At 65.5% G+C, this 14,971-nt stretch carries 12 protein-coding genes and 1 pseudogene; 10 read left to right on the forward strand and 3 right to left on the reverse strand.

Translation table 11 applies throughout. The features are described from left to right. The first annotated feature begins 74 nt into the window (after positions 1-74). From KU893_RS15870 to KU893_RS15880, 3 genes are read left to right on the forward strand one after another with little or no spacing between them, the layout of a single operon-like run. Entirely contained in the window at positions 75-884 is an 810-nt protein-coding gene (locus tag KU893_RS15870; protein ID WP_218235350.1) for an HNH endonuclease signature motif containing protein, read from the forward strand. Then, the gene (locus KU893_RS15875) at positions 871-1,098 is read left to right on the forward strand and encodes an ABC-three component system middle component 6 (RefSeq protein WP_218235351.1); all 228 of its coding nucleotides are present in this window, start codon (positions 871-873) and stop codon (positions 1,096-1,098) included. The genes KU893_RS15870 and KU893_RS15875 overlap by 14 nt, the downstream gene beginning before the upstream one ends. Continuing rightward, on the forward strand, positions 1,095-2,825 hold the full coding sequence (locus KU893_RS15880) for a DUF2326 domain-containing protein (protein WP_218235352.1): 1,731 nt from the start codon (positions 1,095-1,097) through the stop codon (positions 2,823-2,825). The genes KU893_RS15875 and KU893_RS15880 overlap by 4 nt, the downstream gene beginning before the upstream one ends. Before the next feature lie 130 nt (positions 2,826-2,955). On the opposite strand, the gene KU893_RS15885 is transcribed toward KU893_RS15880, so the two are convergent. The 3 genes from KU893_RS15885 to KU893_RS15895 are packed head-to-tail and all read right to left on the reverse strand — an operon-like array spanning position 2,956 to position 9,130. Beyond that, positions 2,956-6,108, reverse strand: coding sequence for a helicase-related protein (locus tag KU893_RS15885; protein WP_218235353.1), 3,153 nt, complete (start codon positions 6,106-6,108; stop codon positions 2,956-2,958). Further along, entirely contained in the window at positions 6,105-7,910 is a 1,806-nt protein-coding gene (locus KU893_RS15890; protein WP_218235354.1) for a phospholipase D family protein, read from the reverse strand. Before KU893_RS15890 ends, KU893_RS15885 begins: the two co-directional genes overlap by 4 nt. Before the next feature lie 23 nt (positions 7,911-7,933). Beyond that, a complete protein-coding gene (locus KU893_RS15895) occupies positions 7,934-9,130 on the reverse strand; it encodes a DUF6361 family protein (RefSeq protein ID WP_218235355.1) in 1,197 nt (398 codons plus the stop codon). A 99-nt stretch (positions 9,131-9,229) separates the two neighbouring features. Here KU893_RS15895 and KU893_RS15900 point away from each other — a divergent pair, with 99 nt between their 5' ends. The 7 genes and pseudogenes from KU893_RS15900 to KU893_RS15930 all read left to right on the forward strand — a co-directional run bounded on the left by KU893_RS15900 (position 9,230) and on the right by KU893_RS15930 (position 14,836). Continuing rightward, on the forward strand, positions 9,230-9,712 hold the full coding sequence (locus KU893_RS15900) for a hypothetical protein (protein ID WP_218235356.1): 483 nt from the start codon (positions 9,230-9,232) through the stop codon (positions 9,710-9,712). A 67-nt stretch (positions 9,713-9,779) separates the two neighbouring features. Then, positions 9,780-10,921 (forward strand): annotated as a pseudogene (locus KU893_RS15905) (ADP-ribosylglycohydrolase family protein). 398 nt (positions 10,922-11,319) lie between these two features. Then, entirely contained in the window at positions 11,320-11,586 is a 267-nt protein-coding gene (locus KU893_RS15910; RefSeq protein ID WP_218235357.1) for a helix-turn-helix transcriptional regulator, read from the forward strand. After that, a complete protein-coding gene (locus tag KU893_RS15915) occupies positions 11,504-12,766 on the forward strand; it encodes a tyrosine-type recombinase/integrase (RefSeq protein WP_218235358.1) in 1,263 nt (420 codons plus the stop codon). Before KU893_RS15910 ends, KU893_RS15915 begins: the two co-directional genes overlap by 83 nt. A 69-nt stretch (positions 12,767-12,835) precedes the next feature. Next, a complete protein-coding gene (locus KU893_RS15920) occupies positions 12,836-13,228 on the forward strand; it encodes a hypothetical protein (protein WP_218235359.1) in 393 nt (130 codons plus the stop codon). A gap of 41 nt (positions 13,229-13,269) precedes the next feature. After that, positions 13,270-13,839, forward strand: coding sequence for a type IV toxin-antitoxin system AbiEi family antitoxin domain-containing protein (locus KU893_RS15925; protein WP_218235360.1), 570 nt, complete (start codon positions 13,270-13,272; stop codon positions 13,837-13,839). Further along, a complete protein-coding gene (locus KU893_RS15930; RefSeq protein WP_218235361.1) occupies positions 13,829-14,836 on the forward strand; it encodes a nucleotidyl transferase AbiEii/AbiGii toxin family protein in 1,008 nt (335 codons plus the stop codon). Before KU893_RS15925 ends, KU893_RS15930 begins: the two co-directional genes overlap by 11 nt. Positions 14,837-14,971 lie beyond the last annotated feature (135 nt).

Below are 14,971 nucleotides of genomic sequence, written 5' to 3' on the forward strand. Positions count from 1 at the left end.
CAAGATGCGTCGGCCCCCTCCACTAGGCTGGCTCGGTCGGGCGGAGCACCCACCGCCAAAGCATATTCGGACCGATGGGCGGCAAGATGGGACGCAGTTATTCTGATCGCGACCTCAAGTTGCTGTTCGGGAAGTCTGGCATGTTCTGCGCGTTCCCTGCGTGTCGAACCAGGCTCCTGGCTCCGGGGACCGACGTGGACGACGAGGCTGTTCTGGGGCACATCGCCCACATCGTTGCTCACGCCGACGCTGGTCCGCGCGCCGATGCCACCTTCCCGGCCACCGAGCGGGATCACTATCCGAACCTCGTCCTGCTCTGCCGGAACCACCACGGGTTGGTTGACGCGCAGGACAGCACGTACACGGTCGAGCAGATGCGCGGGTGGAAGGACGAGTTAGAGGCGTGGGTCGAGGAGAGGCTCACTGAGGGCATGCGCGGGATCCAGTTCGCCGAGCTGGAGATCGTTTGCCGTGCGCTCGTCACCGGCACCGCCATGGCTAGCAGTGCGATGTCCGCCGTCCCGCCGCAGGAGAAGATGGCACACAACGAGTTGACGGCAGCGTCGTCCCACCGGATGACGCTCGGTCTCATGCAGGCACCCCAGGTCGCCGCCTACTTGCAAGAGATGGCGACGCGTGTCGACACGGGATTTCCGCAGCGACTCCGTCAGGGATTCGTTGCAGAGTACGAGCGCCTTCACGCCGAGGGGCTACGGGGTGACGCCCTGTTCTTCGCACTAGGAGACTTTGCATTCGAGGCGGCCGTCTCCGCTGACGCTAACAGCAGCGACCGGTTCGATGTGCGCGCTGCTGCTCTCGCCGTTCTGTGCCACCTCTTCGAGGTGTGCGATGTATTCGAGGCGCCCGCCCATGTTGCTTCCTGACAAGTACGTGGCGGTCGAGCGGTCTCTGCTCGGTCAAGCCGCGAATATCCTGAGACACCGTGAAGCAGACCGCACGGTGTCTGAGCTGTGGTCAGCACTAGTCGCGGATGATTCCTCGTGGACGTTCGACCGTTTCGCGATGGCGCTCTCTTTGCTCTTTGGATTCGGAGTCGTTGGCCTCCAAAACGGCATCCTCGTCTGGACGGCTCAATGAAACTCGTCAACCTCAAGGCGAACAAGGATCATTTCCGCGAGGTTGTGTTCCGGGACGGACTCAATCTTGTTCTCGCCGAACGCACTGAAGTATCGAAGGACACCGACTCGCGCAACGGCGTAGGCAAGACCACGCTTTTCCAAATCATTGACTTCTGCCTGGGCGGCCGCGTCGGCAAAGGCGACAGCCTGGAGAAGCTCCAAGGCAGTGACTGGGAGTTCACCCTCCAGCTCTCCTTCGAGGGCGACCGCCAGTTGGCCGTGACACGAGCCCTCGACGATTCAGGTGTGGTTCGCCTCCTTGGAGATGTGGCCGAACTTGGGGTCGGCGACAGTTCGCCAGCCTCGATCGGCCCAAAGGCATGGACCGGGTGGCTTGGACAGCTGTGCTTCCAGCTTCCAACCGATGCAGTTCGTGGCGAGTACGATCCAACTTTCCGGCGCTTGTTTGGCCACTTTCTCCGGTTCCGCGCAGATGCCTACGTTTCTCCGTTCGAGACCTTCGGCAAGCAGCCCCCTCACCAGACTCAGGCCGACAATGCATTCCTTCTCGGACTCGACTGGAAGCTAGCGACTGAGTGGCAGCGATGGAAGGACCGGGGCAAGGCGCTCGGCGTCCTCGGGAGGACTGACCTCGACGAGCTGGGCGAGCGGTTGGGGGAGTTGGAGTCGCAACGAGTCCGCTCGGAGGCGCAGCGCCGGCGGCTATCTGAGCAAATTGAGAACTTTGAGGTCCTTCCTGAGTACAGGGAAGTCGAGCGGCGTACTAATGACGTGACTGGCCAGATGCAGGCTCTGGCAAACGCGATCACGGTCAACGCCCGACTCCTTGAGTTGTATCGGGGGCAACTTGCAACTGAGCACGCAGACGATGCCGAAGCAGTTCTTTCGACCTTCGAAGAGGCCGGTGTCGTCTTCGGGGAGGCTTTGACCCGCACGGTCGAGGACATCGTTTCGTTTCACACCGAGGTTGCAAGGAACCGGCGGGAGTATCTCGCCGCCGAGGTCGCCAGAGTGGAGCGCGAGCAAGCCGAGAAGCGTGACGAACTTGAGCGGCTGGAGACTCAGCGTCGAAGTGACCTGCAGCTACTAGCCACGCACGGAGCACTTGACGACTTCGCCCACCTCCAACAGCGGCTGGGTTCCGCGGCGGCGGCGACCGAAGCGCTCACGCGACAGATCGAGGAGCTGCGCGAGATCCGTAAGGGCAAGGCGGCGCTCAAGGTTGCACAGGTCGACCTCCAGCAGCGCACCGCACTGGACGTGGAGCAGCGCCTTCCGACAATCGCTGGCATCCTGGAGGACTTCTCGGAGACCTTCGAGGAGGCGTACGGCGAAGCCGCCGACCTGGTCGTCGACGTCGGTGAGGCGGGCTATCAATTCCGGGTTTCCCTGCCTCGGCAAGGGTCGCATGGGGTTGGCAAGGTTGGTGTTTTCGCCTATGACCTGGCTATCACCAACTCTTGGGCACGGCAGGATCGTGGAACCGGCTTCTTGGGGCACGACAGCGTCATTTTTGACGGCGTGGATGAGCGTCAGAAGTCGGCCGCCATCAGCCGGGCAATTGGGGCGGCCGACAGCAACGGCTTTCAGTACATCCTGACCATCAATTCTGATGACCTGCCCTCGGACGAGCTCATCGCCCACTCGGTCGACGTCTCGTCGTTCACTGTGCTGACTCTCACTGACGCTGACCCGGCCGGAGGCCTCCTTGGCATCCGCGTGTAGGGATGACCTCTGCCCGAGGTGGCTGGCCTCGCATCTGTGAATCAGTGCGGTCGCAGAGGTAGACGCGTCCCGCGTGCATCGAGCACTCGCCGCGACTCTTCCGATGGCGTGACCTACGGGCGCCAAGCTGTCAGCTGGTTTCGGACCGCGGGGGCGTGAGGTCGATGCGCAGCCAGTCGACGTCCCCGCCGACGTAGCGGACGAGATCGTCCTGACGAGGCTGGCCGATCACCAGCCTGTAGGCACCGACAGTCCGGAGCAGACGGCGGTACTGCTGGGCCTCCCGGCTGAGTGGCAGTGCGGGGACGTAGCGCTCGATGACGGCGCCGTCTGGCCGCGTGTAGATCCAATAAGGCCTGATGTTAGAGGATCCACCCTCGCTGGCCTGTGCTGCGCGAAAGAGCGACTCCCAGGGATCGGTTCCGGTGTCGATGAGGGCGGCATCGCCGTGCTCAGCTGCCACGTTCTTACGAACCGCGTGGCCCTTGTAGCGGTGGACGCGCCCCTCCCGTTGCTCGAGGTCGACGGGGTTGCCGGGGAGGTTCCAGTGCACGATCGCGTGGCTGTAGGTGTGGAAGTCCAGTCCCTCTTGGCCCACGGACGTCGACGCCAACACGAACGGTCGGAACGGGGAGTTGTAGGCCGTCCTGATCGTGCTCTCGCGCATGGCGGCCTTGTCGTCGGATTGCGCGCGTCCATACCGAGCTGCGAAGTGGCTGCTCATGCGGTGTTCGTTGAGCGTGATCTCCGAATCGGCGACTTCAACCTGCTCGACGGTGTTGGTGGCGGCCCGCGTCGACAACGCCTCAGTGATGGTCTCGGCCAGGGTTTCCGCACGCTGCAGGTGGTCGGCGTCTTGGAGACCTTCGGACTCGACCAGGACATGCACGTATTCGTCGAGGACGGCCTGAAGGCATCCGTCGACGGCGTGTTCGAGGACGGCTCGCCAGTAGGACTCGTCCTCGCCGGAGCGCAGGAGGGCAACGATCTCCGGCTTGTTGAACAAGGAGCGCAGGCCCTGCCCGATGCGGTAGGCCGCGTCGCGGATATCCGGGTTCACGAGGGCGTCGGTGCCTCCTGTGACGCGCGATAGCGCTCTCAGTGCACAGACACCGGGACCGGCGATGGCGATGGCTGTGAGGACGTCGGCAAGGTCGTCGGGGCGGGGGCCGAGGCTGAGTTCCTTTACTCCGTCGGCTGCCCGGAGGTGGCTGCCGAGGCGCGACTCCTGGTCCTGCTCGTCGTGGCCGTCCCAACTGCGCATCCGCGACAGGAAGGGCGTGTTCTCGCCCGCAGCGATCCTGCGATCCATCAGGAACGGCGCCGCCCAGTACCAGCGCTGGTCCGGCGTCCCGACCCGCGGCGACCCTTCGGTGAGGCGAGTGAGTGCTTCACGAACGCGGTCCCGTACGGAGTCGAAGAGCGCTTCGCGCGAGAGCGGCAGAGCCGCACCGGTGGATCGGGCGATCTCGAGAGGGTCGCCGAGGCGGGCGAGAACAAGGCCTGGGTAGAGCAATGCCAACGCTGGCATGCCAGCCGGCCGGTCGCCGCTCATGCGGAACTGAAGTGGGGGAGTGATCGGGCGGTCGTCGTACCTGCGATCGGTGTAGCCGGCGGCCTGGATGGCGCGCCGCTCCGCGTCGTAGCTGAGCATGACTGCAACTGCCTTTGGCACGACGGCCCAGGCAGAGAAGATCAGGCGTTTGGTGAAGTCCTTCAACAGCGGGTCGGCGTACGCCCCTGCAGTGTCGTAGTACGGCAGGGAAGGAGGAAGCCAGGCGAGCTTCCATGCACCGCGGTCAAGCACGTCCTCGGTGAGACCCCGCAACTTCGCGTTGCCCGGATCCACCCGCTGGTAGCGGCGGACTTCGTCCCAGTCGAGCATTCCGCGTCCACTGCGAAGGGTGGCAAGGAGTGTCGGGTCGTGGCGCTCTGCGGCAGCCTGAAACTTGGTGCGAACCTGGTAGCTGCCCCGGTCCATCAAGTTCAGCGGGTACGGCGTGGATCGCCAATACTCGAAAACGTCGTGGCGGTCGATCTGCCGAGCGACATCGTCGAATGTTCGCCACGAACGCAAGTCTTCGGCATCGAGTTTGGCGCCGGGAAGCGGTCGCTCAACAAGCATGCCGTCGCGATCGGGCGTGGAGGCGAGCCGCTCGGTTCTGCTCATCACCCGGCGCAATTCGCGCTCGACACGATCGCGAGCTTCTCGGGCGCGGGCATGGTCCCCGCCGCTGAGCAGGGTTTCGCGCATCGTGCGCAGTTCGCGCTCCACCACGTGGGCGCGCTCGTCGCCGGCTAGGAAGCGGACGGTCCGGGTGAAGTCCCGGTAGTGGTCGTCGCCCTCGGGCTCGTCGGGCAGCGTGTACATCTTGTACGGCGTGGCCGAGAGGAGCAGAACCTTGGCGTCGGGATGGTCGAAGATGGCCTTCGCCAGCTGCGCCCCGTCGTCGTCGGCGTCGAGCAGGTCTTTGAAGCGCTGGAACTCGTCGAGGATGACGAGGTCTGGCTCCAGGTGATCCACGGCTGCCTTTGCGAGCAGGTGGCGCAGCATTCCGATGAGGCGGTTCCGGCGCCAGGAGAGGTCGGAGCTCGGCTTCCCGCGCAGGTAGGTGAACTCGGCCGCGCAGTCGTCGAGCTCGTCCTCCAGCTTGCCGCCGTCCGGACCGGTCGTCTCGTCGATCGCATCGGCGAAGGATTCGCACAACTCGGCATCGATGGAGGATCGGTCGAACCAGCCGAGCTCGCGCTCGAAGTTCTCGCGGGACTTGCCGCCTTGGAAGAACTTGATCCAGCGGGATCGGCCGGTGATCTCCTCGCCCCAGATCTCAGCGAACATCCAGTACAGGAGCACGCGCTCGGGAGCGGCACCGCCGGAGTGACCGACTTGGAACGACGTGCCCGGCGTGAACGAGACGAAGTTGATTCGCTGGTCCCGAAGGTTGCGAATCACCTTGGGTAGCAGCGTCAGGCGATCCGCATGCTTGACCTCGGCGCCCCCAACAACGTTGAGCCGGCTGAGGTTCTGCCGCGCAATCTGGCTGTTGGAGCAGATATAGACGACATCGATGCGCTTGTCGGTCTCCCAGAGGTGCTCGACGGTCTTGGCGATGAGGCCCTTGGCGACCATGGTCTTGCCCAGCCCGACCTCGTCGGCGACGAGGAACTTCTTCACGGCGTCGTCGGCCAACCAGAGCCGGTCGAAGGCGTGCTCGACCGTGTCGCGCTGGAAGTCCTTCAGCGTCGCAAGAGTGCGCTCGGTGCGCTCAGAGATCTCGCTCATGCGCGGTGCTCCTGATGTACCTGCCAGACGACATCCCACAGTTCCTCGAACCCGTCGGGGACGAGTTCGTCGCCATTCGGCAGCGCTCGAAGGTCCTCGATCAGACTCGCAACTCGTGCGAGTGCGTCCTCGTCCCGACCTGTCGCTCGAACGAGAGGTTCAAATAGAGCGACATCCGCGCTCGTCAGCGCAGGCCGGTCGGCCCCGTGGAACCTCTCGCCGTCGACCCCTGCCAGTTGGGCGAACAACGCGTCGTAGCTCGGGTCGCCGAGCAGGAAGACCAGGTACCTGAGCACGTCCTCCTTGCTCCTCAAGATCGAGAAGACGGCGTCCTGGCGGCGGCCGTCGACCGCGCCAACCAGCGATGGCTTGATCACGCAGGAACGGGTCACACGCGCCGCGCCCTCGCCGAGCGTCGTCTCGACGGCGATGAAGGGAGTGACGTTGATCGGCGCGATGGTCCAGCTCAAGGTCTGGGCGAGCGGTTGTGCTTGGGTGTCGGCGGGCAACGAGGCAGGCCACACGCGACTCTCGCCAGGCGCACTGGCAGGCAGGTCGAGGGTGAGTGTGACCGTGACTCGATCCTCGTCCACCTCGCCCACATGAAGTGTGGGCTCGCTGGCCGCGAGCTGCTGGTGGAAGTGCTCGAGCTCGTAGGACGTGGCGATCGAGGGATCGGCTACGCCTTCGGCGTCAGTGACGCTGTACTCCTCCAGGATCCGTGTGAGGCCTGGCGCTTCGGTGGTGCCGTCCAGAACCTTCGCGACCCCGCATGCCGAGGTCGGGCCACGCAGAACCGCATCGAACTCGACGTTGGTGCCCCACGTCGGGCTCGTCAGGTTGGCGCTTCCGGTGACCACCGTGGATTGCCCACCACGCTCGTCAACGACGAACGTCTTGGCGTGGAGTCCATCGTGGGTCTCCAAGAACCCGTCCGGAGCGACCGTCGACACATCGGCCAAGTCGTCTTGGGGGTCGACTTCGGCAAGCCGCTGGAGCACGTTCACCGACCAACCCGCAAGCGCACGGGAGCCGACGAGCTCCAGCGCCTCAGCTCGTGAGACCAAGGTGCGTTCAGTGGCGATGCGCCCGATCGACTCCACCGCGCCTTTCGTCAGGAACGGGCTGATCGCCAGGAGCCGCCTTCCCTCAGCCGGGAACGGCCAGATCCGCTCAGCACTGATTCCGATCGGGATCAGTGCGCCGCCGGTGAAGGGCGATGGCGCCGCGAGACGTGCGCGAGCCAGCGAGCCGGCGAGATCGGCAATCTCGGCGGTTCGCCGTGCGTCGAGCGGTCGCACCGCGAGCGCGGGCAGTTGGGCGACGAACGCTCCTGCAGGGGCCGCCTCGATCGCGCCGTCCTCATCCTCGTCAAGGACGAGCGCGGTGTCCCAGGAGCGGTCCAGCGTCAGATTCCGGCTAAGGATCACGACTCGATGCAGTCGCTCGCCTTCGGCGTTCTCGAACCGGATCGCCCAGATCTTCGGATGAAAGATCGCGCCTTCGTTGGGCGGCATCACTTCCAGCACGCTGTCTTCGACGAAGGTGAGGATGCTGCGGTAGTTGCCGGGCACATGGATCCCGCCGGCCTGGCAAAAGACGGTCGTGTGGTCGGCATGGCGCCGCACAGCTTCGAGCAACCGGATCGGATCCACTGCGCCGATGTCATCTGCGTTGCCCTGATCGAACAGTGCGAACGACAAGGGTGCGAGAAGCAGTGCCGTGAGGTTCAGGGAGTACGTCGTACCGACGGCCACGTCGACGCGGTATCCCGCGGGCGGGCGGAGCGCGTCTGTCAGCATGACGCGCGTCTCGGGAGTAAGCGTCACGACGCCGCCCGAGCCGCGTAGAGGTCTTCAAGGTGAGCGCGGGCAATCGGCCAGCGGAAGCTGTGACGACCGGTGCCGCTTTCGCCCGACCAGCGGTCGAGGGCGGACTGGTTCACGAGTCGCGCTCGGCCACCCTTGATCTGTCGTTCACGGGTGAAGATGAGGTCCGCCGCCGTCCGCGAACTGGCGGGCGAGTCGCCGGCCTCCAGCAGATCGATCCAACGGTTGACGAACTGCATGGTGGGCTGGCGCAGCCGGGGGTTCTTCCGCTGGATAGTCGCCCACCAGTCCGCCCGGCTCCAACCCTCAAGGGCTCGAGACGGGATCAGCAACTCGCGTTCCCACTGGTCCAGCCGATCGACGTATCCCGCGACGAGGCTGTCGTCGCGACGACGTCGAGCGAGCAGCAGGTTGTACATCAGCGCGGCGCCGTGGATCACGACGCTGAACCGGCGGGCATGGTCCGCGAGGTCGCGCAAGTGTTCTGGAGCCTGATGAAGGTTGTCGATATCCCACACGAAGTTCGGCTCGTTGCCGGGTGGATTACGGATCAACCACGCGAGCATCGAGCCCTGCGTCGCGGTGACGATCTGGTCCGACAGGTACTGCTCCTCCTCGCCCGTGAGCTGGAAGTCGACCGCCTTCAACCAGTCGTTCGGAGCGGGCGGAACGTGAGGATCGAGGCCCGAGCCGGGGAGCAACTCGCGCGCCTCGGGGTCATCGGCCTTCACGGTTCGTGTCGAGAGTTGGCGGTAGTCGTGTTGGCGGCGGAAGTAGCCCTCTGTGGAGAAGTCGCCCTGCCGGATCTGCCAGGAGCCGAGAGCTGCCCAGTACATGCCACTGGGCATGCGCTTGAGGTTGTTCCGAGCGCGGTTGCCGATGACTCCCAGTTCTTCGCCGCCAGCCATGAGGCTGCCGATGAGTCGGTACTCGAGTGTCCGGAACTCGGCGCTCATTTCCGTGGGGGAGGGCTTGTGCGCCGCTTGCTGCATCAACCAGGGAATGAACATGACGTATCGCAGGCGGGTGTGCAGCACGGACGTTCCGGGGAAGAGTGAGTCGGCGAGAGCGTCGCGAATGGAGCCGATGCCGAGCTCGTCGACGGTGCCCTCTTCTTTGAAGAGGTCGACGACTTCCAGCATCTTCCTGCGCTGCTCGCTGTCTGTGTCGAGCCACCCGAACGTTGAAACCACGGTCCGATCATGCCGCGAGCGGCCGACAGAAGTGGGCGCTCCCGTCGAAAGATTCCGTCTGATACGTCCTTCGGGCGCGGCCGCCGTAGGTTGGCGTCCATGACCACTCACCAGAGCGACTCCGCCGTCCAGCGGGATGCCGAGCGAGCCATCATCGAGGCCCTGGCCGCCCAACTCGGAGTGGTTCTGGTCGGCGGAGGAGCCTTGTCGCTCAGCGGGGGAGTGCGCATCCAGCTCGACGCCCGCAGCGAGGACGGAAAGTTCGCGGTGGAGGCCTACGCGCGACAGGGAACGCTGAAGGGCGGGCAGCTGAAGAAGATCGCGCAGGACGTCCTGAAGCTGGCACTCCTTCGACAGGAGCCGGACCACGCCGACGTGCGACCGATCATCGTCTTCGCAAGTGAGGACGCCCGCTCTTCAATCACGGGCTGGGTCAGGCGGGCCGCTGATGTCTTCGGTGTCGAAATGCACGTGGTCGACATCGCCCCTGAGCTTCGCGAGGAAATTCTCGCCACCCAGGAAGCGCAGAAGATGGTCAACGTCGCGCTTCCAACTGCGGCGGACGACCTCACCATCGAGTGAGCGCAGAGCGGATTCTCGTAGCTCGAATCCGCCGGATCTGTCGGCCCTGCCCCATAGCGTTGCATTCATGACAACCGGTAGGGCGCCCGAGCGACACGGACTCGAGAACTATCGCTCTCGAGTCCGAGGCAGCCTGCTGGGCGGGGCAATCGGGGACGCCCTCGGAGGCCCGGTCGAGTTCTGGAGCCTCGATCGGATTCGTGCCGAGTGCGGACGGGACGGGGTCAAGGAGTACCTCTCGGAGAGCGTCGACGGCGCCCGCATCTACGGCCGCATCACCGACGACACCCAGATGACGCTGTTCACCGTCGACGGCATGATTCGTGCCTCGGTCCGGCAGGACCGTGGTCTCGGGTTCACGGTTGGGGTGCTGCATCCCGCCTACGACCGGTGGCTCGACACGCAGCTCCAGGACGGCCCCGACGGCGAGCGGGACGGCTGGCTGATCAACGAACGCTGGCTCTACTCCCGAAGGGCTCCGGGCAACACGTGCCTCTCTGCACTCGAGGTTCCGCGGGGCGGTCGTCGCAAGCTGGAGCAGTTCGGCACGGAAGCGACAACACGTCCAAGGGGTGCGGCGGGGTTATGCGCAGTGCTCCGTTTGGTCTCGTGCCCCCGTGGGTGTGGCCGCTGGAATGGCAGTTTGGCGCGGCGGCGGAGGCCGCCGGCTACACCCACGGCCACCCCACAGGACAGCTGGCATCAGGAGCGCTGGCGGTGCTCATTGGCTCGCTCATGCGCGGAAGCGATCTGGATCGGGCGATCGATGAAGCGATGACCCAGCTGCGGGCTCGTCACGGCCACGCGGAGGTCTATCAAGCGATCACGCAAGCGATCGAGACTGCCCGCCGCGGCCCGAGCCCTGAACACATCGAGTCGCTCGGGGGAGGCTGGGTCGCCGAGGAGGCTCTAGCCATGGCGATCTATGCCTCGCTCGTCTACCCAGAACCCAGCCAGGTGGTCGATGCCCTGGCCCTGTCCGTCACGCACTCGGGAGACAGCGACTCGACAGGCGCGATCTGCGGCAACATCCTCGGAGCACTTCACGGCGAGACGGCGTTGCCGCCCCAGCTCGCTTTCGAGGTCGAGGGCCGCGACACGATCCTCACCCTGGCCGATGACTTCGTCTTCGAGTTCACATCCGGCGATCGCCTCCATGGCGACTACGGGCCATTCACCAGATGGACGGACCGGTACCCGGGATGGTGAGCGGATCGGAACCGATGCTCCGCGGTGGGGATTCGACCCGGTACCACCTACTGTCCAGAAACGGTCGGATCCTCTCGGCACCACTCGGGTATCGTGAGGTCTGGAAGCGAGGGCGAATCCCTCACCACACCGAGCGAATCGGTAGCTTCCGACCCGAGACCGATGTAGTCGCGAAGCCTCTGAGTTAGTCCAGAGGTCGCAGGTTCAAATCCTGCCCCCGCTACGAAGAAAGTCCAGGTCAGCCCATGGTTGACCTGGACTTTCGCTTTGGGGGCGAGATGCGATCCCATCGTTTACCCATCACATTGACAGGTGCGCAGCGCGTCCCAGTCGGACGCCGGCGCCGTTGGTTCCGGTCGCTTCGGGCTCGCTCGGCAGCGGTCGCACACCTACTGGGCATGAGTACGACGAAGCTGGGGCTGGAGCCCCTCATCGGGGTCGAGGAACTCGCTGAGTACCTCGGTGTCCCCGTGCAGACCATCTACGACTGGCGGCTGTCCGGCCGGGCGCCGCGAGCCTTCAAGCTCGGCAAGCACCTGCGGTTCGCCGTCAGCGACGTGCAGGCCTGGCTCGATGATCAACATGAACCTGTTCATGATCGTCATGGTGATCGTGATCGTGCTGATCATCGTCGTGGTCATCGTGATGGTGGTCGTCATGAGTAGGCCACGCATCCCCATCGGCGGCTACGGCGAGATCGCCTTCATCCAGCGCGCCAAGGGCAAGGTCGAGGCCCGAACCCGCTTCCGCGACTGGGACGGACAGACGCGGCTCGTGCAGGCGACCGCGACGTCGAGGCCGGCGGCCGAAGTGGCGCTGAAGAAGAAGCTGACGCAGCGCAACGCCTTCCAGCCGGTCGACACGACGCTGACGCCCGACAGCCCGTTCCCGGCGCTGGTCGACTACTGGCTTGCGGACCTCGACCTGGAGAACAGGATCGCCCCCGCGACCCGGTTCAACTACGAGCGCGACATGACCCGGCTCGTGCTCCCGGCGTTCCGCGGCTACGCACTGCGCGAGATCGGGGTCGCCCGCTGCGATGCGCTGCTCAAGGAGCTCGGCAAGCAGTCGTACGCGCGGTCCAAGCGCGCCAAGACCGTGCTCCGGCTCGCGTTCGGTCTCGCGGTCCGGCACGAGGTGATCCACCGCAACCCGATCGACGGTGTGGCACGCCTGCACAAGCCGAAGCGGACGCCGACCGCGCTGACCGCGACTGAGGTCAACGCGATCCGGGCGGTCATCAAGGTGTGGGAGCAGTCGCGGGGCACATCGGGCCCCAACCCGGACGGGCAGCTCGGCCAGATCGTCGAGGTCATGCTCGGCACGTCCGCCCGGATCGGTGAGGTGTTGGCGATCCGTCGCCGCGACCTGGACCTGACGACGACACCGGCCACTCTGCGGATCTGCGGCACTGTGATCTCGGAGCGCGGCGTCGGGACCTACCGCCAGGAGCACCCGAAGACCGACCGCTCCAACCGGGTGATCGCGCTGCCGTCGTTCACGGCCGAAGCGCTGCGCCGTCGGCTGGCGATCATGGCCGACCATTCGCTGGATGCTCTCGTCTTCCGCAGTCGCGAGGGGACGCCGCTGACCACGGCCAACGTGCGGCGCCAGCTCCGCAAGGTCCTCGGCGACGCCGGCATCGAGGGCGTCAGCCCACACATGTTCCGCCGCACCGTCGCGACCGTGATCAACGAGCGGGCCAGCCTCAACCTGGCCTCCGAGTTGCTTGGCCACACCGATCCCAAGGTGACGATCGAGCACTACATCCGCCGCCACGAGCAGGTGAACCCGCTGACCGCTGAGCTGCTCGACCAGGCGTTCGCCCGCACCGATGACGAGTAAACCGGTTGGCCGCTGTCGGACCCCGTCCGTAGCGTCGACGGCGGGTCGACCTGATGGGAAGGAGCAGCGATGAACGACGAGACGGATCAGAACCAGGAGACCCCCGCTGGTGAGTCCCGCGCCTGGTTCGAGTGCGACGACGGCTGGGGGTCGCTGATCGCCGACCTGGAGGCGAAGCTGCACGTGCTGTCGCCGGACTACACGATCAGCCAGGTGAAGGACAAGTTTGGCGGGCTGCGCTACTACGCGAACGCAGGCGACGTGGACGCGGAGTCCTCGAAGCGGTTCTACGACCTGATCCATGAGGCCGAGAACAAGTCCTTCGAGATCTGCGAGTGCTGCGGTCAGCCCGCTCGACTGTCACGACGCGGCCGGCACGGTTGGATGAAGACTCTCTGCTCGACATGCGCAGCGAAGATGAACTTCGAGCCCGTGCGCAGTGCCGGCAGCGAGACGTCATGACGGGCGCGGCAATAGTGTCACGGTTCCGTTATACTTCTGCCATGACCGGGAAGGCCCTCGCGCGTGACGAGCTGTGGGACATCGCGACCGCACAGCACGGCTTCGTGACCGCTCAGCAGGCCACCGAGATCGGGATCGACAAGCACGCACTCCAGATGCTGGTCCACCGGGGCACGCTCGATAGGGCCGCCCACGGCGTCTACCGGTTTCCGCAGTATCCGGTCGGCGAGCACGACAACCTCATGCTCGCGGTCCTCTGGACCCGAGTGCCCGAAGCCGCTCTGTCGCACGAGACCGCCCTGGACGCGCACGGCATCAGCGATGTGAACCCCAACCGCATTCATCTCACCGTGGCAAAGCAGCGCCGCTTCCGCCGGACCGGTGGAGACGACTACGTCGTGCACTACGAGGACCTCGCCCCGAAGCAGATCGGCTGGTGGCAGGAGATCCCGACGGTCACTCCGGCGACCGCCATCGCGCAGTGCATCGAGTTCGGCACGCCGACCTACCTGCTGCGTCAGGCGATCGAGCGCGGCCATACGCAGGGCTATCTGAAGGCGACCGAGCGCGACGAGCTCGCCGCCGCGTTGGAGGCTCGCCATGAGCGATGAACACCTTGGCTCCCGGTTGGCCGCCCTGCTGCGCACCCTGAAGCCGAAGACCAAGGAGCCTGTCTCGGCCAAGGTCCTCAATACCTGGATCGCCCAGGCCGAGGGCAAGCTCGGCGACGAGGCGAAGGGCGGTCGGCTCGGTTGGCTGATCGCTTCCTCTGTCGCGATCGCCGCTGTGCAGCGAGCGATCGATGCCGAGGGTCGGCATCTGTTCCTGCTCAAAGGCGGCACCCTGCTGCAGCACCGGCTGCCGGCTACGGCCCGCACAACCAAGGACGTCGACGGCCTGATCCGTGGCGACCTCGACCAGTTCATCCTCGCCTTGGACGAGGCGCTCGACGAACCGTGGGGACCCCTCACACTTCGCCGCGGCGAGGTCGAGGTCGTTAACGTCCCGACCAAGATCATCAAGCCGCGGCGCTTCGACATCATCCTGGAACTGCGTGGTGTGACCTGGCGGCGCATCCAGTTCGAGGTGTCACCCGACGAGGCGGGCGTCAGCGAGGAACACGAGACGATCGAGCCGCCACCGCTTGGCGGTTTCGGGCTGCCTGATCCGGACGCCCTCGTCGGGATCGCGATGCGCTTCCAGATCGCGCAGAAGCTCCACGCAGTCTCCGATCCGCACGAGCCGCCGGACTCGATCAACGACCGCGCGCGTGACATCGTCGACCTCCTCCTGCTCCGCGACCTCGCCGAGTCGACCGGGAGTCCGACCCTGGCCGAGATCCGGCAGGCTGCAAGGGCTGTGTTCACCGCGCGGACCGATGAGGCCGCCGAACTCGGCCTCGCGACTCGCGATTGGCCTCCGACCCTCGTGGCCCACGCGCATTGGTCGGACGACTTCGCCCGAGCCGCGACCTCCGGCGGCGTGGGCCAGTCGCTCGACGAGGCGGTTGGCGAGGTCAACGCCTGGATCAAGGAGATCGAGCTCGTCGGGCTCATCGACGACGAGGCGAAGGCGGTCGAGGAAGCTGAGGCGACCAGCGATCCGTAAGAGTCCCCGGGAGTGGTGGGGTTTGAGGGACCAACGGCGGGGCGTCAGCACGTAGACGGCCATCGGCGGGATCTTCGGTGTGAACGGCGAAATCCACGCACTGAAAGAGGTACCCACCGATGGCCTTGCCCCAGT

Source organism: Nocardioides daeguensis (assembly GCF_019192965.1).
GTDB classification, from domain to species: domain Bacteria; phylum Actinomycetota; class Actinomycetes; order Propionibacteriales; family Nocardioidaceae; genus Nocardioides; species Nocardioides daeguensis.

Excerpts from the sequence above, each read along its gene's own strand:
- KU893_RS15925 (WP_218235360.1), top strand. The coding sequence starts at position 13,270 with ATGACCGGGAAGGCCCTCGCGCGTGACGAGCTGTGGGACATCGCGACC.
- KU893_RS15915 (WP_218235358.1), top strand. The coding sequence starts at position 11,504 with ATGAACCTGTTCATGATCGTCATGGTGATCGTGATCGTGCTGATCATC.
- KU893_RS15875 (WP_218235351.1), top strand. The coding sequence starts at position 871 with ATGTTGCTTCCTGACAAGTACGTGGCGGTCGAGCGGTCTCTGCTCGGT.
- KU893_RS15920 (WP_218235359.1), top strand. The coding sequence starts at position 12,836 with ATGAACGACGAGACGGATCAGAACCAGGAGACCCCCGCTGGTGAGTCC.
- KU893_RS15885 (WP_218235353.1), bottom strand. The coding sequence starts at position 6,108 with ATGAGCGAGATCTCTGAGCGCACCGAGCGCACTCTTGCGACGCTGAAG.
- KU893_RS15870 (WP_218235350.1), top strand. The coding sequence starts at position 75 with ATGGGCGGCAAGATGGGACGCAGTTATTCTGATCGCGACCTCAAGTTG.
- KU893_RS15900 (WP_218235356.1), top strand. The coding sequence starts at position 9,230 with ATGACCACTCACCAGAGCGACTCCGCCGTCCAGCGGGATGCCGAGCGA.
- KU893_RS15930 (WP_218235361.1), top strand. The coding sequence starts at position 13,829 with ATGAGCGATGAACACCTTGGCTCCCGGTTGGCCGCCCTGCTGCGCACC.
- KU893_RS15890 (WP_218235354.1), bottom strand. The coding sequence starts at position 7,910 with ATGCTGACAGACGCGCTCCGCCCGCCCGCGGGATACCGCGTCGACGTG.
- KU893_RS15880 (WP_218235352.1), top strand. The coding sequence starts at position 1,095 with ATGAAACTCGTCAACCTCAAGGCGAACAAGGATCATTTCCGCGAGGTT.
- KU893_RS15910 (WP_218235357.1), top strand. The coding sequence starts at position 11,320 with ATGAGTACGACGAAGCTGGGGCTGGAGCCCCTCATCGGGGTCGAGGAA.